This window comes from Blastomonas aquatica (assembly GCF_014639875.1).
Lineage (GTDB): Bacteria > Pseudomonadota > Alphaproteobacteria > Sphingomonadales > Sphingomonadaceae > Blastomonas > Blastomonas aquatica.
The window spans coordinates 280607-303978 of the sequence record NZ_BMGD01000004.1 but is presented as its reverse complement, the minus strand read 5'-3'; the positions used below and the strand labels follow the sequence as shown (position 1 = coordinate 303978).

Sequence of the window (23372 nt, the reverse complement as noted above, 5' to 3'; positions counted from 1 at the left end):
CGGGATGCTCGGGTAACGTGTCATCTGAATCCGACTCGCTCACTGGGGGCGAAGAGAACCGCATCGCGTGCGCACTCGGCGACGAGACCGAGTTTACCGAGCAGTGCGATGCCGAGCGGGTCCAGAATGGCGACAGGCGTGAACTGGTCATGCGGCATCCCGATGGCGGATTTCGCCGATTCGAAATCGTCAGCGACGGTCGCGGGCTTGTTTCTGCGGATGGATCCGAAGAGGCGGTGGTAACCCCGCTGTCCGATGGCCGGATCCAGCTTTCGGTGGGCGGCGATCGCTACCGGTTGCCCGCAACGGTGAAGCCCGGGATTGGCGGTGGCTGACACGAACGCCCCCGTCCTGACGGTCGCACAAATGGTCGCGGCCGAGCAGGCGGTCTTTGATACCGGCGTCTCGGTCGATGCACTGATGCGGCGCGCTGGCGAGGCTGCGGGGGAGATGATCTGGCGGCTTGGTGGCAACACGCCCACGCTTGTACTGTGCGGGCCTGGTAACAACGGCGGGGATGGTTATGTACTCGCACAGTTTTTGGGTCAGAAGGGCGTCCCGGTTACCGTTGCCGCCTTGACCGAACCGCGTACCGATGCCGCGCGTCACGCAGGGGCCCGGTATCAGGGTGAAGTGATCGCTTTGGCCGATGCGAACGCGCACCCGCAGGTGGTCGACTGCCTGTTCGGCAGCGGATTGACCCGCTCGATCGACGACGCGGTGTGGCGTGTGTTTTCGTCGCTGATCAAGAAGGCAAGCCGCAGCTTCGCGGTCGATCTGCCCAGCGGTGCAGACGCTGACCAGGCGATCTGGCTCAACGACCCGCTTCATTTCGATCATGTGCTGGCGTTGGGCGCGTTCAAATACGCGCACTTGCTCGAGCCGGTGGCCAGCGCGTGTGGGGCGGTCAGCCTGATTGATATCGGTGTCGACGTCCCTGATGGCGCGGTCACTCAGATCAGCAAGCCTTCCATCGCTCCGCCCGATGCCCAGTCGCACAAGTACCGCAGGGGCCTAGTGGTGGTGGTCGCAGGGGCAATGGTGGGTGCGGCTCTGCTGGCTGCGAGAGCGGCTCAGGGGACGGGAGCTGGTTACGTGAAGATCCTCGGGGTGGGAGATGCTCCAGCGGGACTACCTGCCGACATCGTCTGGCAGCGCGCGGACGAACCTGAAGCGGTGTCAGCGGCGCTGGCAGATCCGCGCATCGGGGCGGTGCTGGTGGGGCCGGGTCTTGGACGCGGCGCTGATGCCGAGGCCTTGGTTGATGCCGCGATGGCGTGTGCGCATCCGCTGGTACTGGACGCCGATGCGTTGCATTTGCTGGGCAATCGCCGCGAGGGCTTGGCGAACCGTACAGCCCCGGTTGCGCTCACCCCGCACCACGGCGAGTTCACCGCGTTGTCTGAGGCTGTCAGCGTTGCGACAGACGCGCCCAACAAGGCGTCTCGCACGGCCCGTCTCGCCAAGGCCTTGCGCGCCTGCGTGCTCTACAAGGGCGCCGACAGCGTGATCGCCGCGCCCGATGGACGCGTGATCATCGCGGACCGGCGCTGCAGCTGGCTGTCGGTGGCAGGAACCGGCGACGTCTTGGCGGGATGCATCACCGCACGGCTTGCCAATCACGGCGTGGCATTGCATGCGGTCGCCGAGGCGGTCTGGCTGCAGGACCGCGCGGCACGCTATGCGGGCCCTGCCTTCACGGCAGGACAACTCGCCAAGACGCTGCCGCTGGCTGTGGAGTCCTGTCTTGACCGATGATCTGATCGTGCGGGTGGCCGCGCGCGGCGATGGTGTCACCGCAACGGGACGCCACGCTGCAGGGGCCGCCCCGGGAGATACCCTGACGTCTGAAGGCACCGTCATCCCCGGTCCGCACCACGCCACACCGCCATGTCCGCACTTCGGCACGTGCGGCGGCTGCAGCCTGCAGCACCTCGATGACGTCGCCCTTGCCGATTTCGTGCGCGAACGCGTCACCGGACCGTTGCTGGCCAAGGGCATCGATGTGGACGATGTCCGCCCGGTGCATCTGTCGCCACCGCGCAGCCGCCGCCGAGCAAGCCTGCGCTACACCCGCCAGAAATCGGCCGTGACACTGGGTTTTGCAGGGCAGGGCAGCCATGATCTGGTGAATATCCGTACCTGCGAAATCATGACGCCACGACTGTTTGACGTCATGACGGCGGTGCGCGGGCTCATCGCAAAATGGCCAAAACCCAAGCTTGCAGGGCAGGTCGAGCTTGCCGAGATCGATCAGGGCGTCGACGTTCTGATCACCGGGCTTGAACCTGCCAGCCTTGGCGAACACGAACTGCTGTCGACCTTTGCCGAGTCGCAGGGCCTGGCACGCCTGTCGATCGATCAGGGCTATGGCCCCGAAACGCAGTATGAGCCAGTGCCGGTGACGGTGGGCTTCGGTGATGTCGCAGTGCGCTTTCCGCATGCCAGCTTCCTGCAGGCGACGATGGATGGCGAGGCGAAGCTGGCGGCGGCTGCTCGGGAGGCGTTGAGCGGATGCCGGATGGTGGCAGACCTCTTCTGCGGGCTCGGCAGCTTTGCGTTTCACCTCAGCGAGCCGGGGCGCAAGGTCTATGCTGCCGAAGCCGCGCGTGACCCGGTGCTGGCGCTCACCCAGGCGGCCAACGCACGCCAGCTCGCAGTGTTTGCCGATCATCGCGATCTGTTCCGCAATCCGCTCCAGCCCGACATGCTGAACAGGTTCGACGGGCTGGTGCTCGATCCGCCCCGCGCCGGTGCCGAAGCCCAGGTAGCCGCCATCGCCAGATCGAGCCTGAAGCGATTGTGCTACGTAAGCTGCAACCCGGCGACCTTTGCTCGTGATGCCCGGCTGTTGTGCGACAGCGGCTTTGATCTGCGCACCATTTGGCCGGTGGGGCAATTCCGTTGGTCAACCCATGTGGAGCTGGCCAGCCTGTTCGTCCGTCCCGATTGAGGTCAGCCGTGCAGATGCAGGTCGAACACCGGGATCGCGGCGTGGAAGATCAGCACCATCAGGCACAGGCTGGATGCGGCAAACAACAGGAAGCGGATTGCAACCCGGTTGACGGTGACCTGCACCAGGCTGTGTGCGATCCGGAGCGCGACGTACAGCCATGCCACCACCAGGTTCATGCCGTCGCCATGGCCGATGATTGCTAGCACGATGCACACGGCATAAAAGATTGTCGGTTCAGCCAACAGGTGGTTGTAATTGTGCGCTTTCCACTGGATTTCGGCAGGCAGAACCGTGTCGAGATCCTTGCCGGTGCCGCCTTTGAGATTGGCGACATCGATCTTGGCTTTCTGCATGGCAGGAATGCGGGTGATGTACATCCACAGCCAGATAACCATGGTCCAGGCAAGCATAATGACGACGGGTTGCAGTATGGCGTTCGGCATGGTGATTCCCCCTGTTAAAGCGTCGCGAGCAATGCGCGGACCGCGAGCACGATCAGGCACAAGGACGAGGCAAGGAACAGCAGAAAGCGGGTCTGCACCTTGTTGACCGTAGCCTGCCAGATGCTGTGGATGACCCGGATCAGCGCATAGCCCCAAGCCAAAGCGACGTTGATCGGATCGGTCCCCGCGCCGGCGATCGAAAGGATAGCTATGGTCGCATAAAAGATGGTAGGCTGTTCCATCAAGTGCGCGTAATTATGGGATTTCCACGCGACCTGCGGCGGCATCGCCGGATCCAGATCGCTGCCGCGACCACCCACTGCCTTGGAGATGTCGACCCCCATTTTCTTGGCCTGGGGAAGGCGTGCGCCCGCCATCCAGAACAGCATGACAAGCGACCAGAGCACCAGCACCGCGGCTGGCGTGAGTATGTTGGCGGACATCGGCAGTTCCCTCCCCTGCGAATAGGGGCGGAAACTGCGTCAGTCCAAATAGATTGTCAATCGCAACGTATCTGCGATCAGCGGTTGATGCTGACCACATTGTCGGCGCGCCAATGCGGGCGGGCCTCGCCGGTGTACATCGACTGCATCGGCTCGTCGGCGACAGTGAAGTGTTCACTTACGCCAAAGCCGTTGAACGCGGTCCGCATGGCGGCGCCATAGGCACCGATCATGCCGATCTCGATATAGTCGCCGGCCTTGATATCGGCAGGCAGCGGGAAGGGGCCCGCCATGTAATCGATGTCGTCACAGGTCGGGCCGAAGAACGCGAAATCGGCCATCGTGCTGCTGCGGGTGTCGCCCAGATAGCGGACGGGGAAGCGCCAGCCGATATGCGCGGCATCGAACAGTGCGCCATAGGCACCATCGTTGATGTAGAGTTCGTCCCCGCGACGCCGGTCGACGCGCACAACGATCGAGTTGTACTCGGCGCACAGCGCGCGACCGGGCTCGCACCACAGCTCAGCCGAATAGCTGATCGGCAGGCTTTCGAACGTGCGCTCGATGATCGCGAAATAGTCTTCCAGCGGCGGGGGCTGCATGCCGGGATAGGCCGACGGGAATCCGCCACCGACATCGATGACATCGACGGTGACCGACGCATCGACGATCGCCGCGCGGACGCGGTCGAGTGCCTGGACATATGCGTGCGGGCTCATCGCCTGGCTGCCGACATGGAAGCAGATGCCAAGGCTGTCTGCGGCCTGGCGGGTCGCCATCAGCAGATCGCGCGCTTCGGTCAGTTCGGTGCCGAACTTCGATGCGAGGCTGAGCTCGGAGTGTTCCGAAGAGACCCGCAGACGGACGCACAGCGTCAAATCTTCGGGCGCACCGGTGGCTTCGACGATCTTGTCTAGCTCTTCGCGGCAGTCGAGCGAGAACACCCGGACACCATAAGTGGTGTAGGCCTCAGCGATCGCTTCGGGAGTCTTGACCGGGTGCATGAAACACAAGGTCGCATCCGGAAGCGTCTCGGCAACCAGGCGCACTTCGGCTATCGAAGCGACGTCGTAATGGGTGATACCCGCATTCCACAGCACGCGCAGCAGATCAGGCGAAGGATTCGCCTTGACCGCATAAAGCGATTTGCCGGGAAAACGATCAACGAAGAACCGAGCCGCGCGCGTTGCCGCTTGCGGTCGATCCAGCGTAACCGGCTGTGCCGGTGTCAGAGCCTTAATCAGCTCCAGCGCATCAAGGAAATTGTGCAACTCAAGGGACCCCCAAAAAACAGATAAAACGACAAGGCTGCCTTGCGGTTATTGGAAGTCCCCCTGGGGCAGCGGACCGCGTAGATAGGGCGCGAGTGCTGGGATGTAAAGCGGAAAAATACGCAGTTTTTTACCCTAATCGGTCGCGAAATGTCTCATATCCGAACGATCGGATTTCCTTGAGGCTGTCATCCGCACTGTTCCACAACCAGATGGACGGCAGTGGTACCCCGTTGAAAGTATTGGTTTTTACCATCGAATAATGGGCCTGATCGAGAAACGCGAAGCGCTCTCCCGGCTCCATCGGTCCGGGCAGGCCGTAATCGCCGATGATGTCGCCGGCGAGGCACGAGGGCCCGCCGAGCCGGATTGATTCAGCGTCGGGCCGTTCACCGAGCATCGCTGGGCGGTACGGCGCTTCGATCACATCGGGCATGTGGCAGGTGGCCGAGATATCGGTGATGCCGACCTTCATGCCGTTGTCGAACACGTCGAGCAGCTCGCCGATCAGGATGCCCGCATCGAGCGCGACCGCTTCGCCCGGCTCGAGATAGATTTCGCACCCGGTGCGGGCTTTCACCGCGATCAGGAATTCGACCAGTTCGTCGCGCTGATAATCGGCGCGGGTGATATGATGGCCACCGCCAAAATTCAGCCATTTCAATTGTTTGAAATAGGGTTCGAGCAATGGTTCGAGCTTGGCCCAAATCTCCTGCAGCGGCAGCAGGTCCTGTTCGCACAAGGAGTGGAAGTGGATCCCCGAGACACCCTCGAGATGCTCGGGACGAAGCTGGTCGATCGGATGGCCCAACCGGCTGTGGGGCTGGCTGGGGTCGTACTTCGGTGTCTCACCCAGCGGCAGCGCCGGGTTGATCCGCAGACCGATATCGAACTGCTGCCCATTGCTGCGCGCTTCTTCGATCAGCGGCGCGAATCGGGCGATCTGGCCGGGACTGTTGAAGATGACATGGTCGGAGAGCGTCAGGATTTCGCGCAGATCGTCGGCCTTGTACCCGGCACAATAGGTCGCAACCTCGCCCCGGTAATATTCCGACGCCATCCGCGCTTCCCACAGGCCTGACGAGCAGGTGCCATCGAGATAATCGCTGACGACATCGCCAAGCCGCCAGAACGAGAACGCCTTGAGCGCCGCCAGCATCTTGATGCCTGCCCGGTCGCGGACATTGGCCAGGATCGCCAGATTGCGGCGCACCGCAGCCTCGTCGACGACGAATGCAGGCGAGGGTACGCGATTCAGATCGAAATGCCGGAACGCTCCGGGATCGCCAGCCTTGGTTTCCATAATTTACTCCCTCTCCCCTTGAGGGGAGAGGGCCGGTGAGAGGGGGATTTGCTCTCGCCGACCCAATGGTTCTTGTGGGGGAGCCCCTCGCCCAACCCTCTCCGCTCAAGGGGAAAGGTCTAAGGGCTCAAAACGCCAGCGGAGCGTCCAATTCCTTCACCTGCCAGGGCAGGCCATGCTTGTTGAGCATGTCCATGTACGGATCGGGATCGAACTGCTCCATGTTGAACACGCCTTGTCCGGTCCATTTGCCCGTGAGGATCATCGCCGCGCCGATCATCGCGGGAACGCCGGTGGTGTAGCTTACCGCCTGGTTGCCGGTTTCGGCATAGGCCTCCTCGTGATCGCAGATGTTGTAGACATACACCGTCTTGTCCTGGCCATCCTTCGAGCCGGTGGCGATGTCGCCGATATTGGTCTTGCCCTTGGTGGTCTCGCCCAGCGATGACGGCTCGGGAAGCACGGCCTTGAGGAACTGCAGCGGAATGATCTCGCGGCCTTCGTACATCACCGGATCGATCCGGGTCATGCCGACATTCTGCAATACTTCCAAATGCTTGAGGTATGCATCTCCAAAAGTCATCCAGAAGCGGATGCGCTTGATCTCGGGGTAGTGCTTGGCCAGCGATTCGAGTTCCTCATGGTACATGAGGTACATGTTCTTCTCGCCGACGGCCTCGAAATCGAAGGTCTGCTTGTGGCTGAGCGCGGGGCCTTCGACCCATTGCCCATCCGCCCAGTGCCGCGAGGGCGCGGTCACTTCGCGGATGTTGATTTCGGGATTGAAGTTGGTGGCGAAATGCTGGCCGTGGTCACCACCGTTGCAATCTAGGATGTCGAGCGTATCGATCCGGTCGAGCAGGTGCTTCTTGATATAGCTCGCGAACACGCTGGTCACGCCAGGATCGAAGCCCGATCCCAGCAGCGCCATCAGACCTGCTTCCTTGAAGCGGTCGTGATAGGCCCATTGCCAGCCATATTCGAACTTCGCCTCGTCGCGCGGCTCATAATTGGCGGTGTCCATGTAATGCACGCCGGTGCGCAGGCAGGCGTCCATGATGTTGAGATCCTGGTAGGGCAAGGCGAGGTTGCAGACGAGGTCTGGCTTGACGCGTTCGATCAGGGCAGACGTCGCATCGACGTCGTCGGCATCGACCTCGGCCGTCGCGATTGTCACGCCTGTACGAGCCAGCACCGATTCGGCGATCGCGTCGCACTTGGCCACGCGGCGGCTCGCCAGCGTGATCTCGCTGAAGATATCCGCATTCATCGCCATCTTGTGCACCGCGACCGAACCCACGCCGCCTGCACCGATCACCAGAATCTTGCCCAAAGTCCGTTTTCCCTTATTGCTGGAATTGCTGTCAGCGGGTGCATATAGAGGCTCTGCATGACAGAACCAAGTGATCCCCTTTCTCCCGACCGGAAACCCAGCCGAGAAGGCATCGAGCGCGCTGCAAAGAAGATATCGGCGATTCTTCCGCCGACGCCGCTGATGCCGCTCAAATATGAGGGCGTGACCTTGTGGTGCAAGGCCGAGTGCCTGCAGCCGATAGGTTCGTTCAAGATTCGCGGGGCCTGGCACCGGCTGTCGGACCTGACCGAGGAGGAGCGGGCGCGAGGGGTGGTTGCGTTTTCGAGCGGCAATCACGCACAAGGGGTCGCATGGGCGGCGAAAAGGCTGGGCGTGCGGGCGATCATCGTCATGCCCGCCGACGCACCCAAGCGCAAAATCGAATCGACCCGCGGCTATGGCGCCGAGGTCATCCTGTATGATCGTCGCAGCGAAGACCGCGTAGCGATTGCCGACCGGATTGCGGCGGAGACCGGCGCGGTTGTGGTTCCCAGTTTCGACGATCCGTGGGTGATCGAAGGGCAGGGCAGCACCGGGCTCGAGGCGATGGTCCAGATCATCGCTCAAGCCGGTATCCATCCGCACCGGGTAGTGAGTTGCTGCGGCGGCGGCGGGCTGGCTGCAGGGATTGCGCTCGCGATGCCCGGCGCCCGGATTACCGTCGTCGAACCCGATGGCTGGGATGACATGGGCAACTCGCTGCGCGGAAAGAAGATTGTGCCGGTGGAGGCCAACGCGCCCGACACCGTGTGCGATGCGCTGCAGACGCCATTGGTGTCACCGCTGACCTACAGCATCCTGAAGGAACGCAAGGCCGATGCGGTCAGCGTTTCCGATGAGGAGGTATTTCACGCCATGCGGCATGCGCATGAGCGACTGAGGCTGGTGCTCGAGCCCGGCGGAGCGGTTGCCCTGGCAGCGGTGCTCGCCGGCAAGGTCGAGGTCGATGACCGGACCTTGATCATCCTGTCGGGTGGCAATGTCGATCCGGCGCTGTTTTCGCGCGCGCTTGCCTCGTGAGCATCCGGTGACCCCCGCCAGCGAATCGCGAAGGGCAGACCTGCAAGCCGCGCTGATCCGCGTTGCCCAGCAGGACCGCGAGGCATTGCGAATCGTCTACGCAATGACCTCGGCGAAACTGCATGGCGTTTGCCTCCGTATCTGCATCGACAGGGGCGCGGCGGAGGACGTATTGCAGAACGTGTATCTCAAGGTGTGGCAGCGTGCCGGATCGTTCGATCCGGCCAAGGCGAGCGCGATCGCCTGGCTGTGCGCCATTGCACGCAATGCCGCGATCGATTGGCGTAGAAGCCAGCGATATGAAGATCCGCTGCCCGTGGATCTGGGCGAGACGCTGGTCGATGATACCGCCGACCCCTCGGCTGACCTTGCCCAATCGGGCGAACGTGCACAGATTTTCGCATGCCTGGCCGAACTTGAACCGGCGCGGGCGGCCGCAATCAGGGCCGGATTCTATCAGGGCCTGACCTATCCCGAGATCGCCGAGGCGATGGACAAGCCGGTCGGCACGGTAAAGAGCTGGATCCGCCGCGGTCTGATGCAGTTGAAGGAGTGCCTGTCGCGTGAGCGGTGATGCCATGCCCGAGCGGCCCGCCATGGCGGCCGAATTGGCTCTGGGCCTGCTTGAAGGCACCGAGCGCGCTGCAGCCTTGCGGCTGGTGCTCTCCGACCCTGGCTTTGCCGCCGAGGTGGATGAATGGCGTGTGCGCCTTGCGCCGCTGTACGATGGTTTCGCTGAAATCGCGCCGCCGCAGGGTCTGATGGACCTGATCGATCAGGCGATCGATGCTGAGGCGGCGGTTGCGATGCCCACGACCGTTGCGCCACTTCCGGCTGCGCAAGGCCGCTGGAAGATGGCGACGTTCGCCGCATCTGCCATCGCTGCGATACTTGCGCTGGCGCTGGTCTGGCCTTCTCCGCAAAACCCCGGGCCTGTGCCGCAGCCCAGTCCCGATGTTGCCGTTGCGCAATTGACCGGGCCGATCGACGGCCTGCTGCTGACCGCGCGCTACGACAGCAGTACCGCAGAGATGCTGGTGCGTGTCGAGGGCATGCCCGTCACCGAGACCGAGCCCGAATTGTGGATCGTCCCTGCCGATGGCCAGCCGCGCCGGCTTGGGCGCCTGCTGCGCGGCGGCGTTACCCGTATCGAGGTTGCCGAAGGACACCGGCAGTACATCGATCAGGTCAGTGAACTGATCCTGACAATGGAACCTAAGGTCCTGCCCGATCCTGATAGGCCCAGCGCACCGACCGTTGCGCAGGGCCGACTGCAGCGGATCTGACGCGCGTTGCTTTTGAAAGGCAGCGTGCTCCCGACCTAGACCACCAGGATCAGCCGTCGCTATCCGTAGTTGACCGACAGGCTGCGAGCGCAAAGCACCGTATCGGCGATTGCCGGCTACGGCGCCGGTCGCTTTCGTCTGCTGACACCGAAGTGGGCCATTGGGCCCCAGTGGGTCGGGAGCCACCTATAATGCAGCTGTAACCCTTGAATTGCATCGCTGCATTGCTGGCCGCGCAACGGCAATATGCTGTCGCGGTTTTGGTAAGGACTCAATCTTTTGACGATCCTCTTCCGACGACCGGGCATGATCCTGCAGTGTGCGCTTGTCGGCGCGGCAGCGACGGTGACGTTGGTGCCTCCGGCCGAAGGCACGATGTTGGTGCTCCCCCTGCTGCCTGTTTCCCCGGGGCGAACGCTGGAATGGGTGGTTCCGACCGGGGCGCGGTGGGTCGCACCGGGACCCTATTCAGGGTCGCTGATTGTGTACGGAACGCGCTCTGCCCTGACCTCCGCCGCGTTAACCCATGGCGCTCTGCTTCTGAACTCCCGCTTCGCCGCCTGTAGCTCCCCATCGAGGATCATTTCATGAATACCGATCTCAGCCTCGAAGGCCTTCGCCATGTCGGCATGCGACTTGTCGCTGGTCTGATCGCGGCACTGGCGGCTGTCGCATGTGTCATGGTCATTATCTTGCAGGTTACGGACAAATGGCCAGCAGCCCTACTGGCGCTCCTGCTTGCTGCCTATCCGGCCGCCCTCGTGTCCCAGCGCCGCACCGATGCCAGCGCCCGAATGACAGTGAGCATCACCGTGGTTGCGATGCCCGCGCTGCTGTTGTTCCTCAGCGAGGGGCTTGTCTGGCAGACCGATCTGCACATGCTGTTTTTTGCATTGCTTGCGGCGGCATCGATCCTGTGTGACTGGAAGGCGCTGGCCGCGGCGACAGCCGTCGTTGCGACGCACCATCTTGGTCTGGGTATGATCATGCCGCAATGGCTGTTCAGCGGCGATGGTTCCCTGGCGCGGATTGCCCTGCATGCGATCATCCTCGTCGTTGAAGCGGCCACCCTCATCTGGGTGGCGCAGCGCATCGTTGCGCTCGTTGATGCCAATGATGCGCAGGCTATCCAACGCGAAAAAGCGGCCGAGGCGCTGGCTGCAGAGCGCGCCGAGCAGGCCCGGATTGTCCAGACCGTCACCACAAGCCTGGGCAAGAGTTTGACAGCGCTTGCCGCCGGCAGCTTGACTGAACGCATCATCGCAGATTTCCCAAGCGACTATGCGCTTCTTAAGCGGGACTATAATGACGCAGTTTCGTCCGTACACGGAACGGTCGTCGCGGTCAGCGATAGCGCCGCCAAAATTCGATCTGGATCAAGCGAAATCGCCCGAGCGTCAGAGGATCTTGCCCGCCGTACCGAAAGCACCGCTGCAAGCCTCGAGGAAGCCAGCGCCGCGCTCATTCAAATCGAGGGAAGGCTGAAGGCGACCGCTGCCTCCGCACAGAACACCGTCGCGCGTGCCGACCAGGCTATGATGACGGTCGACAGTGGCCGTACTACAGCGCGTACAGCGATGCATGCCATGGACGACGTCAGCGGCAGCGCCAAGGGCATCGACGACGTGATCGCCGGACTCGACAAGATCGCCTTCCAAACCCGCGTTCTTGCCATGAATGCCGCGGTCGAGGCGGGTCGTGCCGGCGATGCAGGGCGCGGCTTTGCGGTTGTCGCCGATCTGGTCAGTGCCCTTGCGATGCGAGCCGAAGAAGAAGCGAAGCGTGCGCGCGATCAGCTTGGCATCACCCAAAGTCAAATCGTCACTGCGGTCGAGGCTGTGGGCAAGCTCGATACCGCCTTTGCCGCCATCGCAGGCGACGTTGGAGCGGTCACCGACTTGTTGAGCGGCATGGCGTCAGATAATCAGGGCCAATCCACGGCGATGAGCGAGATCACATCGGCTGTCTCGGCCATGGACGCCGCCACCCAGCAAAACGCTTCGATGGTCGAGCAGACATCAGCTGCTGCCCGCAATCTCACGCATGAGGTGGACAACCTGGCCAGCGCCGCTGCTCGGTTTGATGTCGACGGTGGTGATCCGCGCCATGCTCTGGCCAGGCGAGAGGGTGTGGCCCGGCCAAGCGAGTTGGTGTGACCCGGCAAACCGTCGAACGGTATCGAACGAGTCCGGACTGGGTTGAAACGCCACGTCCGGTTGTCACGCTGCGATTAAATCGGGACCAGAGCGGTACAGGCAAGAATTTTTCTGTGCCCAGCGCCACGGCGTCTGCATTGTGAGCGCATCGATTTGCGGGTTAAATCAGCGACTCAACAAAAGGGCCGCATCCGGCCTGGCATCCGCACCGTAGCTGCCCCCGTATCCCGCTCCCCCGGCGGATACGGAAACAACCCACGGAGATACCGCTTATGCTGAAAACTCTTGCCCCCAGCCTTCTTGCCGCAACCGCCGCAGCGACCCTCGCCTTTGCCGGCCCCGCGCTCGCCAACCATCACAAGGGTGGAGATCATGCGATGGTCGGTGGTGCAGCCATGTACCCGGCCAAGAACATCGTCGAGAACGCCAGCACTGCGCCCAATCTCAAGACTCTGGTCGCTGCCGTCAAGGCGGCTGGCCTGGTCGATACGCTGGCCTCGCCCGGCCCGTTTACCGTCTTTGCCCCGACGGATGACGCGTTCGCCAAGCTGCCCGCCGGCACCGTCGATACGCTGGTGAAGCCGGAGAACAAGGCAACCTTGACCTCGATCCTGACCTATCATGTCGTCGCCGGCAAGGTGACCGCAGCCGATGTCGTCGCGCTGATCGAGCAGGGTGGCGGCAAGGCCGTGATCAAGACCGTGCAGGGAGGAACCCTCACAGCCTCGCTGCAGGGTCAAAATGTCGTCCTTACTGACGCAAAGGGCGGCACGTCGATCGTAACCCAGACCGATGTCATGCAGAGCAACGGTGTGGTGCACGTGATCGACACCGTGGTGATGCCGGGTTAACCCCTTAGCCTCAAGCGCACCACAGGCCCGCCGGTCCCCCCAGACCGGCGGGCCTATTTATGTCCGGGCCATAACGATGCATCTTGGGGATTGTGACAGGCGGAGTCGCCAATCCGTCATGCACGGGTCACGCAAGCGGCCTAGCGCGCCCATTCAGAGGTTCAACCACTGAGCAAGGGGCGAAGGCATTATGGCTAGCACGATGCGCAATACCAAGATCGCAGAGGCGGTTACCCAATCGACCACAGTCAGCAAGCAGGGGCTGTTCGAACGCGCCTTTGCCTTTGCCTTCAAGGGACTGGTCTATGCCCAGATCTGGGAAGACCCCGTCGTTGACATGGAGGCGCTCAGCATCCAGCCCGACAGCCGCATCATCACCATCGCATCGGGTGGCTGCAATGTCCTTTCCTATCTGGTGGCTAACCCTGCCCAGATCATCGCGGTGGATCTCAACACCGCGCATATCGCGCTGAACAAGCTCAAGGCTGTCGCCGCGCAGCACCTTCCCGATCACGCGCATTTCCACCGCTTCTTTGCCGAAGCCGACCGCGCCGAAAATCTCCGCGCCTATCGCGATCACATTCGCCCGCATCTGGATGAAACCAGCCGAAGCTATTGGGAAGGCCGCGATCTGGCCGGTCGGCGTCGCATCGGCGGGTTTAGCAGCGGGCTGTACAAGCGTGGGCTGCTGGGTGGCTTCATCGGCACCGCGCACCTGCTGGCGCGGCTGTACAAAATCGATCTCAAGATGATGCTCACTGCATCGACGCTGGAAGAACAGCGCGCGATGTTCGAACAGCATCTGGCCCCGGTGTTCGACAAGAAGTTTGTCCGCTGGTTGACTGATCAACCACCTGCGCTCTTCGGTCTGGGAATTCCGCCTGCGCAGTTTGAGGCGCTGGCAGGCGACGAAAAGATGGCAGATGTCCTGCGCAAGCGCCTGGAAAAGCTGGCCTGCGACTTCGAAATCCGTGAAAATTACTTCGCCTGGCAGGCCTTTGGCCGTGGCTATGGCAAGGGTGCCGACAAGCCGTTGCCGCCGTATCTTCAGGCGGCGAATTATGACCTGGTGCGCGCGCGCGCAGGCCGGGTCGAGGTCGAACACGCCAACTTTGTCGAACGCCTGCAAGTGAGCGCCGATGCGAGCCTTGACCGCTATGTCCTGCTCGATGCGCAGGACTGGATGAACGACCAGCAACTGACGCTGCTGTGGAGCGAGATTACCCGCACCGCGCGTCCGGGGTCCCGCGTGCTGTTCCGTACCGCAGCCGAGCCCAGCCTGCTCCCGGGACGCGTGCCCGATGATCTGCTCGCCCGGTGGGATTACCGCGCCGAAGATTCGCTGGGATACACCGCGCGCGACCGCTCCTCGATCTATGGCGGGGTGCATCTGTATGTCCTCAAATGAGGCAAGCGTGCCCACCGCCAATCATGCCGACAGCATGGACGCCATCTATCGCACCCAGCGACACATTTATGATCTGACACGCAAATATTATTTGCTGGGCCGGGACAGGTTGATCGATGATCTCGCGCCTCCGCCTGGCGGGCTGGTGCTCGAAATGGGGTGCGGCACGGCGCGAAACCTGATTGTTGCGGCGCGCCGTTATCCCCACGCGCAGTTTCTGGGCTTCGACATTTCCGAAGCCATGCTGGAAAACGCGCGCGCATCGATCATGCGTGCCGGGCTTTCTGACCGGATACAGGTAACCAAGGGTGATGCCACCGCCTTTACCCCGCGGCGGCTTTTCGGGATTGGGCGGGTAGACCGGGTGTTCTGTTCGTATACGCTTTCGATGATACCGGGTTGGGAGCAGGCGATCGAGGCAGGCGCGGCCGCGCTTGCACCCGGGGGCAGGATGCATATCGTCGACTTTGGAAGACAGCAGGGTTTGCCCGAATGGTTCGCGCGCGGTCTGCATGCCTGGCTGGACCGGTTTCAGGTCAGCCCGAGACGGGATATGGAAGCCGTTGTCCGGCAGGTCGCACATGAGCGTGGCCTGCTGGTCGAACACCGCAACCTCTATCGCGGCTATGCGCAGTATGCGGTGGTGCGGGGCTGAGGTCACCGTTTTCCGGCGAAAGCCGGAATCCGGGGCGCGTGCAGCGCAATGTCGCCCCTGGGCTCTGGCTTTCGCCAGAGAACGTCAGGTTATCAGTGCCCGCAGCGTTTGAACCGTGTCCGCCTCGGCCGCCGGCTTATCGCGTCGCAGACGCGAAATCCGGGGAAACCGCATCGCGATACCCGATTTGTGGCGCTTGGATTCGTGGATCGAATCGAACGCCACCTCAAGCACCAGCGACTTTTCGACCTCGCGTACCGGGCCGAAACGGTTGAGCGTGTTCTGCCGTACGAACTTGTCGAGCCATTTGAGCTCGGTGTCCGAGAAGCCAGAATAGGCCTTGCCCACCGGGACCAGCTCACCATCCTCGTTCCAGCAGCCAAAGGTGTAGTCGGAGTAGAACGAGGAGCGCTTGCCGCTGCCGCGCTGGGCGTACATCATCACGCAATCGGCGCTCAGCGGATCGCGTTTCCATTTGTACCACAGTCCGACACGCCGCCCGGGCACATACAGGCTGTCGCGGCGCTTGAGCATCACGCCTTCGATCGCGGCATCGCGCGCGCCGTCGCGGATGCGGCCGAGCTCGTCGAAGTCCTGCGCGGCGATGATTTGCGAAAGATCGAACCGGTCGGCGGGCAGCGCCGCCATGCGCGCCTCCAGCCGCTCGCGACGGACAAACCATGGCAGGAGGCGCAGATCCTCGGTGCCGTCGATCAGCAGATCGTACAACCGCACGAACGCGGGCGCTTCGGCGAGCATCTTGGCCGATACCGTCTTGCGTCCAAGACGCTGCTGCAACGCATTGAAGCTCGCTGCCTCCCCCATTTGCGCAGCCCCGCGCACCAGCAGTTCGCCATCGAACACGCCTTCGACGGGCATATGGGCTGCGATGTCGGGGAAGGCAGGCGTGATGTCATCGCCGCCGCGGCTGAACAGTCGGGTGTCATCGCCGACCCGGACAATCTGAATGCGGATGCCATCCCATTTCCATTCGGCGGCATAGTCGGCGAGATCGACCGTCCCATCCTCGAGCGGATGCGCAAGCATGAACGGGCGGAAATAGGGCGTGCCCTCGGGGTCAGGGCGGGGGCCACCATCGCCCCAGGCGAACAGGCTGGCGTATGGTGGGCTCAGCGCATGCCAGACCTCCTCGACCGCGTCGACCTCGAGCCCGAAGGCTTGCGCAAACGCGGTCTTGGCAAGCCGGGCGGAGATCCCGACCCGCATCGCGCCGGTCGCCAGCTTGATCAGCGCATAGCGGCCATCGCTGTCGAGCCGGTCCATATACTCGGCGAGCAGCGCAGGCGCGCGGGCACGGCTAACCCCGGCAAAGGCATCGACCGCATCGGCGAGCCGCAGGTCGTTGGCGGGCGGCGCGGTCTCAGGCCAGATCAGAGCGACCGTCTCGGCGGTGTCGCCGACGAAATCACGGCTCAGCCGGAAAAGCTCGGGGTCGACCCGTTCCATCGCCATCGTGCGCACGGCGGACGATTTGACCGCCGCGAAATCGGCTTCCCCTGTCAGCGCTGCGAGCGCCCAGCCGCGGTCGGGATCGGGTGTCGCGCGCAGATAATCGGCGATCAGCGCGACCTTGGCGTTGCGCGAGCGGGTATAGCCCAACTGTGTGACGAGCGCGGAGAACGCCTGCATCAGCCTTCGTCCTCGTCTTCGCGGCCTACCAGTGCCAACGCGCGTGCCTTGATCTGGTGCAGTTCGCACCAGCGCAGCAGCGCTTCCTCGCGGCCATGGGTGACCCACACCTCCTTGGGTGCGACCTCGCGGATGGTGGTGGTCAACTCGTCCCAGTCGGCATGGTCCGAGATGATCAGCGGCAGTTCGACACCGCGCTGCTGCGCCCGCGCGCGCACCCGCATCCAGCCCGATGCCATCGAGGTGACCGGGTCGGGCAGGCGGCGGCTCCATCGGTCGGCGAGCGCCGAGGGCGGGGCGAGTACGATACTGCCCTTGAGGTCGGCCTTGTCGGTCCCGGCGACGGGCAGCAGCGGCCCCATCGCGATGCCATGGTCGGCATACAGCGCGCACATCTTTTCCAGCGCGCCGTGCAGATAGATCGGATCATGGTATCCTAGCGCGCGCAGTTCGGTGATCACCCGCTGCGCCTTGCCCAGCGCATAGGCGCCTACGAGCACGCAGCCCTCGGGGTGCGCGGCGCGCATCGCCAGCAGCTTGGCGATTTCGTCCGAGGTTGGCGGATGACGGAACACCGGCAGACCAAAGGTCGCCTCGGTGATGAAGATGTCGCACGGCACCAGCTCGAAGGCCGCGCAGCTGGGATCGGGGCGTCGCTTGAAATCGCCGGTGACGACAACGGTCTCGCCGCGATATTGCATCCGGATCTGCGCCGATCCCAGGACATGGCCCGCCGGATGGAACGACACCTTGACCCCGTTCAGGTCAAGCGTCTGGCCATATTCCACTGCGTTTTCACCCGGATAGCGGCCATAGCGCAGGTTGATGATTGCCAGTGTTTCGGGGGTCGCCCAGACCGCATCATGACCGCCGCGCGCATGATCGGCATGGCCATGGGTTACCAGCGCACGCGATACGGGACGCGAGGGATCGATCCAGGCATTGGCGGGGCGGACGAAAATTCCATGGGGATGGGGTTCGATCCAGTGGGGTGCGCTGCTCATCACTCCAGCATATGGGAGCCCAGCGAGCAGCTTCAATCTTTGGCAGTGGCGCTGAAGTCGAAGCTGATCGCGACCGGGCCTGCAATCTCGGCCGTGCTGGAAAAATCACCCTGGCCAACCCCGAAGCGGGTGCGGTCGATCGTTGCCCTGCCGCGTGCGCGCGCCATGTTATCGGTGATCGTCAGCGTGAAGTTCAGCGGCACCGGCTTGCTCACGCCGCGCAGGGTCAGCGTGCCATCGGCGCGATATCGGTCGCCACCCAATGCCTTGAAACGGGTTGCACGGTAACTGGCCTTGGCGAACCGCGCGGTATCGAAGAAATGGCTGTCGGTCAGCGTTCCGTCACGCTGGCTGTCGCCGGTATCGACCGACGTCAGGTCGATGCTGACGTCGATCCTGGATGCTTCCAGCGCTTCGGGGCTGAACAGGATCGTGGACGACCATTTGGAGAAGCTGCCGTTGACCGGATCCCCGTTCCACTGCGCGGTGAAGTTCAGCCTCCCGCCGGGGGAGAGTGTCCATGTGCGCGGTTCTTGCGGTTCGTTGATCTCGTGCTCCACGACAGGCTCGGCAACTTCATCTTCAGCAGCCATGGGCGGTTCGACCGGTGCAGTTTCCTCCCGGGCGGGGGTAACACTCGATGGAACAGTTTCCACGCTCGAAACCGGCGCTGCCATTGCGCCTTTGGGATCGGCAATCTTGCCCAGCACGACCGCGCTGATCATGATCGCGGCGGCCAGCGCAACCGCGCCCATCGCCTTGCCGCGCCCGCCGGGCAGCATCCGCGCCAGGATCGGCGTTCCGAGCAGATACTGGTGCCGCAGCGCGCCTGCGACATGCAGCACGAACAGCGCGATACCTACTTTGGGCAGGATCTCGTGGACTTCTTCGGCCGGATCGCCCAGCCATTGAGGTACCGGAAGATGCGGCCAGGGGATCGACCCGAACAGCAAGGTATCGACCCTGACGTCCGAGGTCGAAACCAATATCCAACCGGTCAGCGGCGCGCCGATCATGACGATATAGAAGCCCAGATGCACCAGCCCGGACAGCGTCATCGCCCATTTCGGTCCGGGCACAGGGGCAGGGCGCGGGGTGACCAACCGCCAGCCGACCCGCAGGAGGCTGAGCAGCAGTATCGTAATGCCGATCGATTTGTGGAGTTGATAGCGCGCGAACAGATCGGGCCCGCGCGGACCTTCAAGCGAGTCGGCAAAGACAATTTGGAAGGCCAGTGCCGCCGCTATCAGCCAGTGGAGAACGATGGCTCCCAGGCTGTAGCGGGCCGGCGCCATCCGGTCAGGCGGCCTTGCGCAGTTCGAGCCGGTCCCAGATTTCGACCAATGCCGCAGTCAGCTCGCGCATCATCGTCTCGTCGTGTGACGGGCCGGGGGTGAACCGCAGCCGCTCAGTCCCGCGCGGTACGGTGGGGAAATTGATCGGCTGCACATACACGCCATATTCTGCGAGCAGCATGTCGCTGATCCGCTTGGCCTTGACCGGATCGCCGACCATCAATGGTACGATATGCGTAGTGGTGTCCATGACCGGAAGGCCGGCTTCGGAAAACAACCGCTTCAGCATTGCAGCGGCGGCATGCTGGCCGTCGCGCTCTTCGCTCGACTGCTTGAGGTGCCGCACGCTGGCCAGCGCGCCGGCCACCAAAACCGGCGACAGCGAAGTGGTGAAGATGAACCCGGGGGCATAGCTGCGGATCACGTCGATGATGCGCTGGTCGGCCGCGATATAGCCACCCATCACGCCGAAAGCCTTGCCCAAGGTACCTTCGATGATCGTCAGGCGGTCAGCGGCTTCATCGCGCTCTGAGATGCCGCCGCCGCGCTTGCCGTACATGCCCACCGCGTGGACCTCATCGAGATAGGTCAGCGCGTTGTACTTGTCCGCCAGATCGCAGATCGCGTGGATCGGCGCGACATCGCCATCCATCGAATAGACGCTTTCGAACGCGATCAGCTTGGGAACCTCAGGGTCTTCTGCAGCGAGCAACTCTTCGAGATGCTCGACATCGTTGTGTCGGAACACGCGCTTTTCGCAGCCCGAGTTGCGGATACCTGCGATCATCGAAGCGTGGTTGAGCTCGTCGGAAAAGATGATGCAGCCCGGCAGAATTCGGGCAAGCGTCGAGAGAGTCGCATCGTTCGAGACATAGCCCGAGGTGAACAACAGTGCGCTCTGCTTGTCGTGAAGGTCGGACAGCTCCTGTTCGAGCTGGACGTGGTAATGCGTGTTACCGCCGATGTTGCGCGTGCCACCCGAGCCTGCGCCGACATTGTGCAACGCCTCTTCCATCGCCTCGATCACCTTGGGGTGCTGGCCCATCGTCAGGTAATCGTTGGAGCACCACACGGTGATCGGCTTGGGACCGTTGTGGCCGTGAAAGCAGCGGGCGTTGGGGTAAGAACCCTTATTACGCAGAATGTCGATGAATACCCGGTAGCGGCCTTCTGCGTGCAACCGGTCAATCGCAGCTTCGAAAATCTGATCGTAGTTCACGCGGCCACCTTAGTCCTGACAAGTGTTAACTCATGCCGTTGCGCTGGTGAGAAGCGACCCATTGCTTACGCGTTGGCTGGCGCATTCATAGCAATTAAATCCCGCATTTCCAGCGATAACGGCTCGCAACTGCTCGGTTGGGGGCTGAAACAGGGTGGACAAATTGTCCCACTGTGCGCCAGCGAAATGCTCGCAGGCTCGCCCCAAACTCGTCGTGAGGTATGCGAAGCGACACGCAGGGGCCAACTGAAATTGCACATTTCCATGATCGGGCCAATCGATCAGCCGATCGGCAAACCCTGCGACCGACAGGCCAACCCGGGGCCGACTACAATGTGTCGAACGCAGAAAAACCGCGTGTTTTCAGCATCGGCGTATAAGGCACCACGTCGCCCGCAGGGCCGGTCGACACAAAGCGCAGCCCATTGCCGACATAGCTCTGGCCGCGTGTCAGATAGGCGATCCGCCGGGCGATGCCTTCTGCGCCATGCACGAAGGTGACCGGGCGACCAAAGGCGCGCGCGAGTTCATCCTGCACCAGCGGGAAGTGGGTGCAGGCGAGCACCACGGTATCGATCGCGACCGCGCGTTCCTGGCTGATCAGTCCGGCGACGGCACGATCGAAGATCGCAGGATCGGGCACCTCGCCGCGCAGCTTCATTTCTGCTGCCCGCACCAGTTCGGGCGCACCGAAGCGCAATATGGTGGCGTCGCCGGCAAATTCGCGCGCAAGGTTGGTGACGTACGGCTGGCGCACGGTCGCCTCGGTGCCCAGCACGCCGATGACCCGGCTGTGCGACTGCTCTGATGCGGGTTTGATTGCCGGAACGGTACCGACAATCGGCAGATCGAGCGCGGCGCGCACCTGGGGCAGCGCGATGGTCGATGCGGTGTTGCACGCAATGGTGATCAATCGCGGGCGATAGCGCTCGACCAGCCGGCCAAGCAACGCAGGCACCCGCGCGGCGATCTCTGCCTCGCTCTTTTCGCCATAAGGCAGCCCAGCAAAATCGGCGGCATAGACGATCGGCGCATCGGGCAGCAATTTGCGCGCGGCGTCGAGCACGGTCAGCCCGCCGACGCCGGAATCGAAAAAAAGCAGCGGCGCATCGGCGGCGATTTCGGGAAGTGTCGAAGCAGGCGGCGCTGGCGAAGGTGTCGTCATCCGCCACGCTTAGCATCGACCCGGCTGCGATCAACCATGCTTGCCAAAACCGCCGCTTTGCCTATGCACGCAACAGACGTTTTGCGCTGCTTGGATTGGGAATGGCTGCGATGGAAGATCTGGCTGGAATCGCGGTGGCTTCGCTCGGTGGGCTCCTGCTGATGGGCTATCTGCTGGGTTCGATCCCGTTCGGCATCATCCTCACCCGGATGGCGGGTGCAGGCGATCTGCGCAGTATCGGATCGGGCAATATCGGTGCGACCAACGTGCTGCGCACCGGCCGCAAGGGGCTGGCAGCAGCGACATTGCTGTTCGATTTGGGCAAGGGAGCGGTGGCCATCGCAATTGCCGAAAGCGTTGCTCCCGGCAGCGGGCCGATCGCCGGACTGGGCGCATTTTTCGGGCATTTGTATCCGATCTGGCTCAAGTTCAACGGCGGAAAGGGGGTTGCGACCTTGCTTGGCATCGCGATTGCGCTTTACTGGCCGCTGGGTATCGTTTTTGCCGTGGTGTGGCTGGCGGTGGCGTTTGCCACGCGGTTTTCCTCGCTTGGCGGGATCATGGCGGCAGCGGCGATGCCGGTGGCGGCGTGGGGGTTTGGACGGGAGCAGGCGCTGTGGGTGTTCATGATCATGCTGGGCTTCGTGCTCTGGAAGCATCGCGGCAACATCCAGCGTCTGATCGCCGGGACCGAGCCCAGGATCGGCAAATCCTCCGCAAGCTGAGCAGCAATCGTGCTTGATGCCGAGCATCTCGCTCGCATCCGCCTGCTGCGCTCGGATCGCATAGGCCCTATCAGCTTTGCCCAACTGATGACGCGCTTCGGCACAGCGGTGGCGGCGCTCGAAGCGCTGCCCGATCTGGTCCAGCGCGCAGGCGGCCGCGCGATGCGCATTGCGACGAACGCTCAGGTCTCCGCCGAAGTCGCCAGGGTCGAGGCCGCAGGCGCGCGCTATCTGTTCGCCGATGATGGCGATTATCCCGCACTGCTCGGCCATATCGACAACGCGCCACCGGTGCTCACCATCCGGGGCGAGGCGGCGCTGCTCAAGCGCCCCGCGATCGCCATGGTCGGCGCGCGCAATGCCTCCGCTGCTGCCTGCCGCTTTGCACGGCAGATCGCAGGCGAACTGGGCGAGGCGGGGTATCTGGTCGTCTCAGGGCTCGCGCGCGGCATCGACACGGCGGCTCATGAAGGCGCGATGCGGATCGCAGGCGAGGGGATTGCCTCCACAGCAGGCGTGATCGCATCGGGGATCGATATCAGCTATCCGCCCGAGAACCGCTCGCTTCAGGCCGGGATGGGCGTGCGCGCGCTGGTCATCGCCGAACAGCCTCCGGGCACCGAGCCCCTGGCGCGGCACTTTCCCTATCGCAACCGGATCATCGCCGGGATGGCGCTGGGCACTGTCGTGGTCGAGGCTGCGCCCAAATCGGGGTCGCTGATCACCGCGCGGCTGGCGGCAGAGGCGGGGCGCGACGTCATGGCGATCCCGGGCTCACCGCTCGATTCGCGCTCGCGTGGGTGCAACGAGCTGATCCGCGGCGGGGCGACGCTGGTGCAGAGCGTCGGTGATATCCTCGAACTGATCGAGCCGTTCGCCGGAGGGCAGACCCAGCGGGTGGCAGCGTCTGCAATCCAGTACAGCCCCGCTGTGCCGCTGCGCGAACCCGACGACCAGGCCCGCGCCGAAGTCATCAGCCTGCTCGGTCAATCGCCGGTCGGCATCGACGAGCTGGTGCGCCAGTCGGGCATCGATAGCGGCGCGGTGCAGATGATCCTGCTCGATCTGGAACTGGGCGGATTGATCGAGCGGCATGCGGCCGGCCGGGTGTCACTGATCTAGCGTGTCACTGATCTGACGCCAATTTAGCCCTATGGACGCCCTTGAC

General features: G+C 63.1%; 22 protein-coding genes. 12 read left to right on the top strand and 10 right to left on the bottom strand.

Features of this window, described 5'->3' with window-relative positions; all coding sequences use genetic code 11:
- The first annotated feature begins 17 nt into the window (after positions 1-17).
- The 3 genes from IEW00_RS13245 to IEW00_RS13235 are packed head-to-tail and all read left to right on the top strand — an operon-like array spanning position 18 to position 2953.
- Positions 18-335, top strand: coding sequence for a hypothetical protein (locus tag IEW00_RS13245; RefSeq protein WP_229737034.1), 318 nt, complete (start codon positions 18-20; stop codon positions 333-335).
- The gene (locus IEW00_RS13240) at positions 328-1758 is read left to right on the top strand and encodes an NAD(P)H-hydrate dehydratase (protein WP_229737033.1); all 1431 of its coding nucleotides are present in this window, start codon (positions 328-330) and stop codon (positions 1756-1758) included. Before IEW00_RS13245 ends, IEW00_RS13240 begins: the two co-directional genes overlap by 8 nt.
- A complete protein-coding gene (locus IEW00_RS13235; protein ID WP_229737032.1) occupies positions 1748-2953 on the top strand; it encodes a class I SAM-dependent RNA methyltransferase in 1206 nt (401 codons plus the stop codon). Before IEW00_RS13240 ends, IEW00_RS13235 begins: the two co-directional genes overlap by 11 nt.
- A gap of 2 nt (positions 2954-2955) precedes the next feature.
- On the opposite strand, the gene IEW00_RS13230 is transcribed toward IEW00_RS13235, so the two are convergent.
- From IEW00_RS13230 to IEW00_RS13210, 5 genes are all read right to left on the bottom strand, one after another.
- Complete coding sequence (locus tag IEW00_RS13230) at positions 2956-3399, bottom strand: MAPEG family protein (RefSeq protein ID WP_188514872.1); 444 nt, start codon at positions 3397-3399, stop codon at positions 2956-2958.
- A gap of 14 nt (positions 3400-3413) precedes the next feature.
- Positions 3414-3842 carry an MAPEG family protein gene (locus IEW00_RS13225; RefSeq protein ID WP_188514871.1) on the bottom strand — a complete coding sequence of 143 codons (429 nt, stop codon included), beginning with the start codon at positions 3840-3842 and terminating at the stop codon, positions 3414-3416.
- 77 nt (positions 3843-3919) lie between these two features.
- Entirely contained in the window at positions 3920-5113 is a 1194-nt protein-coding gene (locus IEW00_RS13220; protein ID WP_188514870.1) for a type III PLP-dependent enzyme, read from the bottom strand.
- 130 nt (positions 5114-5243) lie between these two features.
- On the bottom strand, positions 5244-6416 hold the full coding sequence (locus IEW00_RS13215) for a carboxynorspermidine decarboxylase (RefSeq protein WP_188514869.1): 1173 nt from the start codon (positions 6414-6416) through the stop codon (positions 5244-5246).
- A 127-nt stretch (positions 6417-6543) separates the two neighbouring features.
- Complete coding sequence (locus IEW00_RS13210; RefSeq protein ID WP_188514868.1) at positions 6544-7749, bottom strand: saccharopine dehydrogenase family protein; 1206 nt, start codon at positions 7747-7749, stop codon at positions 6544-6546.
- 57 nt (positions 7750-7806) lie between these two features.
- Here IEW00_RS13210 and IEW00_RS13205 point away from each other — a divergent pair, with 57 nt between their 5' ends.
- From IEW00_RS13205 to IEW00_RS13175, 7 genes are all read left to right on the top strand, one after another.
- Positions 7807-8790: a threonine ammonia-lyase gene (locus IEW00_RS13205; RefSeq protein WP_188514867.1), complete on the top strand. Its 984-nt coding sequence runs from the start codon at positions 7807-7809 to the stop codon at positions 8788-8790.
- Positions 8780-9364: a sigma-70 family RNA polymerase sigma factor gene (locus tag IEW00_RS13200; protein WP_229737031.1), complete on the top strand. Its 585-nt coding sequence runs from the start codon at positions 8780-8782 to the stop codon at positions 9362-9364. Before IEW00_RS13205 ends, IEW00_RS13200 begins: the two co-directional genes overlap by 11 nt.
- A complete protein-coding gene (locus IEW00_RS13195; protein WP_188514866.1) occupies positions 9354-10076 on the top strand; it encodes an anti-sigma factor in 723 nt (240 codons plus the stop codon). Before IEW00_RS13200 ends, IEW00_RS13195 begins: the two co-directional genes overlap by 11 nt.
- Before the next feature lie 587 nt (positions 10077-10663).
- A complete protein-coding gene (locus tag IEW00_RS13190; RefSeq protein ID WP_188514865.1) occupies positions 10664-12232 on the top strand; it encodes a methyl-accepting chemotaxis protein in 1569 nt (522 codons plus the stop codon).
- Positions 12233-12504: 272 nt separating this feature from the next.
- A complete protein-coding gene (locus tag IEW00_RS13185) occupies positions 12505-13083 on the top strand; it encodes a fasciclin domain-containing protein (RefSeq protein ID WP_188514864.1) in 579 nt (192 codons plus the stop codon).
- Between the two features lie 190 nt (positions 13084-13273).
- Entirely contained in the window at positions 13274-14491 is a 1218-nt protein-coding gene (locus IEW00_RS13180) for a BtaA family protein (protein ID WP_188514863.1), read from the top strand.
- Positions 14478-15146, top strand: a complete 669-nt coding sequence (locus IEW00_RS13175; RefSeq protein WP_188514862.1) for an SAM-dependent methyltransferase — start codon at positions 14478-14480, stop codon at positions 15144-15146. The genes IEW00_RS13180 and IEW00_RS13175 overlap by 14 nt, the downstream gene beginning before the upstream one ends.
- Positions 15147-15230: 84 nt before the next feature.
- Here the strand turns inward: IEW00_RS13175 and IEW00_RS13170 are convergent, their stop codons facing one another.
- The 5 genes from IEW00_RS13170 to murI all read right to left on the bottom strand — a co-directional run bounded on the left by IEW00_RS13170 (position 15231) and on the right by murI (position 21479).
- Positions 15231-16796, bottom strand: a complete 1566-nt coding sequence (locus IEW00_RS13170; protein ID WP_188514861.1) for a cisplatin damage response ATP-dependent DNA ligase — start codon at positions 16794-16796, stop codon at positions 15231-15233.
- Positions 16796-17800: a ligase-associated DNA damage response exonuclease gene (locus IEW00_RS13165; RefSeq protein ID WP_188514860.1), complete on the bottom strand. Its 1005-nt coding sequence runs from the start codon at positions 17798-17800 to the stop codon at positions 16796-16798. The genes IEW00_RS13170 and IEW00_RS13165 overlap by 1 nt, the downstream gene beginning before the upstream one ends.
- Before the next feature lie 32 nt (positions 17801-17832).
- Complete coding sequence (locus IEW00_RS13160; RefSeq protein ID WP_229737030.1) at positions 17833-19095, bottom strand: YceI family protein; 1263 nt, start codon at positions 19093-19095, stop codon at positions 17833-17835.
- Positions 19096-19099: 4 nt separating this feature from the next.
- Positions 19100-20314 (bottom strand): 5-aminolevulinate synthase, encoded by a 1215-nt coding sequence (gene hemA, locus IEW00_RS13155; RefSeq protein WP_188514859.1) that lies wholly within the window; start codon positions 20312-20314, stop codon positions 19100-19102.
- Positions 20315-20642: 328 nt separating this feature from the next.
- The gene (gene murI / locus IEW00_RS13150; protein WP_188514858.1) at positions 20643-21479 is read right to left on the bottom strand and encodes a glutamate racemase; all 837 of its coding nucleotides are present in this window, start codon (positions 21477-21479) and stop codon (positions 20643-20645) included.
- A 110-nt stretch (positions 21480-21589) separates the two neighbouring features.
- Between murI and plsY the strand changes: the two genes are divergently transcribed.
- Both plsY and dprA read left to right on the top strand, forming a co-directional pair.
- Complete coding sequence (gene plsY, locus IEW00_RS13145; protein ID WP_188514857.1) at positions 21590-22204, top strand: glycerol-3-phosphate 1-O-acyltransferase PlsY; 615 nt, start codon at positions 21590-21592, stop codon at positions 22202-22204.
- A gap of 9 nt (positions 22205-22213) precedes the next feature.
- A complete protein-coding gene (dprA, locus tag IEW00_RS13140) occupies positions 22214-23326 on the top strand; it encodes a DNA-processing protein DprA (protein WP_188514856.1) in 1113 nt (370 codons plus the stop codon).
- Positions 23327-23372: the final 46 nt, after the last annotated feature.

Excerpts from the sequence above, each read along its gene's own strand:
- IEW00_RS13230 (WP_188514872.1), bottom strand. The coding sequence starts at position 3,399 with ATGCCGAACGCCATACTGCAACCCGTCGTCATTATGCTTGCCTGGACC.
- IEW00_RS13225 (WP_188514871.1), bottom strand. The coding sequence starts at position 3,842 with ATGTCCGCCAACATACTCACGCCAGCCGCGGTGCTGGTGCTCTGGTCG.
- IEW00_RS13215 (WP_188514869.1), bottom strand. The coding sequence starts at position 6,416 with ATGGAAACCAAGGCTGGCGATCCCGGAGCGTTCCGGCATTTCGATCTG.
- IEW00_RS13205 (WP_188514867.1), top strand. The coding sequence starts at position 7,807 with ATGACAGAACCAAGTGATCCCCTTTCTCCCGACCGGAAACCCAGCCGA.
- IEW00_RS13190 (WP_188514865.1), top strand. The coding sequence starts at position 10,664 with ATGAATACCGATCTCAGCCTCGAAGGCCTTCGCCATGTCGGCATGCGA.
- IEW00_RS13185 (WP_188514864.1), top strand. The coding sequence starts at position 12,505 with ATGCTGAAAACTCTTGCCCCCAGCCTTCTTGCCGCAACCGCCGCAGCG.
- IEW00_RS13180 (WP_188514863.1), top strand. The coding sequence starts at position 13,274 with ATGGCTAGCACGATGCGCAATACCAAGATCGCAGAGGCGGTTACCCAA.
- IEW00_RS13175 (WP_188514862.1), top strand. The coding sequence starts at position 14,478 with ATGTCCTCAAATGAGGCAAGCGTGCCCACCGCCAATCATGCCGACAGC.
- IEW00_RS13170 (WP_188514861.1), bottom strand. The coding sequence starts at position 16,796 with ATGCAGGCGTTCTCCGCGCTCGTCACACAGTTGGGCTATACCCGCTCG.
- IEW00_RS13165 (WP_188514860.1), bottom strand. The coding sequence starts at position 17,800 with ATGAGCAGCGCACCCCACTGGATCGAACCCCATCCCCATGGAATTTTC.
- IEW00_RS13160 (WP_229737030.1), bottom strand. The coding sequence starts at position 19,095 with ATGGCGCCGGCCCGCTACAGCCTGGGAGCCATCGTTCTCCACTGGCTG.
- murI (WP_188514858.1), bottom strand. The coding sequence starts at position 21,479 with ATGACGACACCTTCGCCAGCGCCGCCTGCTTCGACACTTCCCGAAATC.
- plsY (WP_188514857.1), top strand. The coding sequence starts at position 21,590 with ATGGAAGATCTGGCTGGAATCGCGGTGGCTTCGCTCGGTGGGCTCCTG.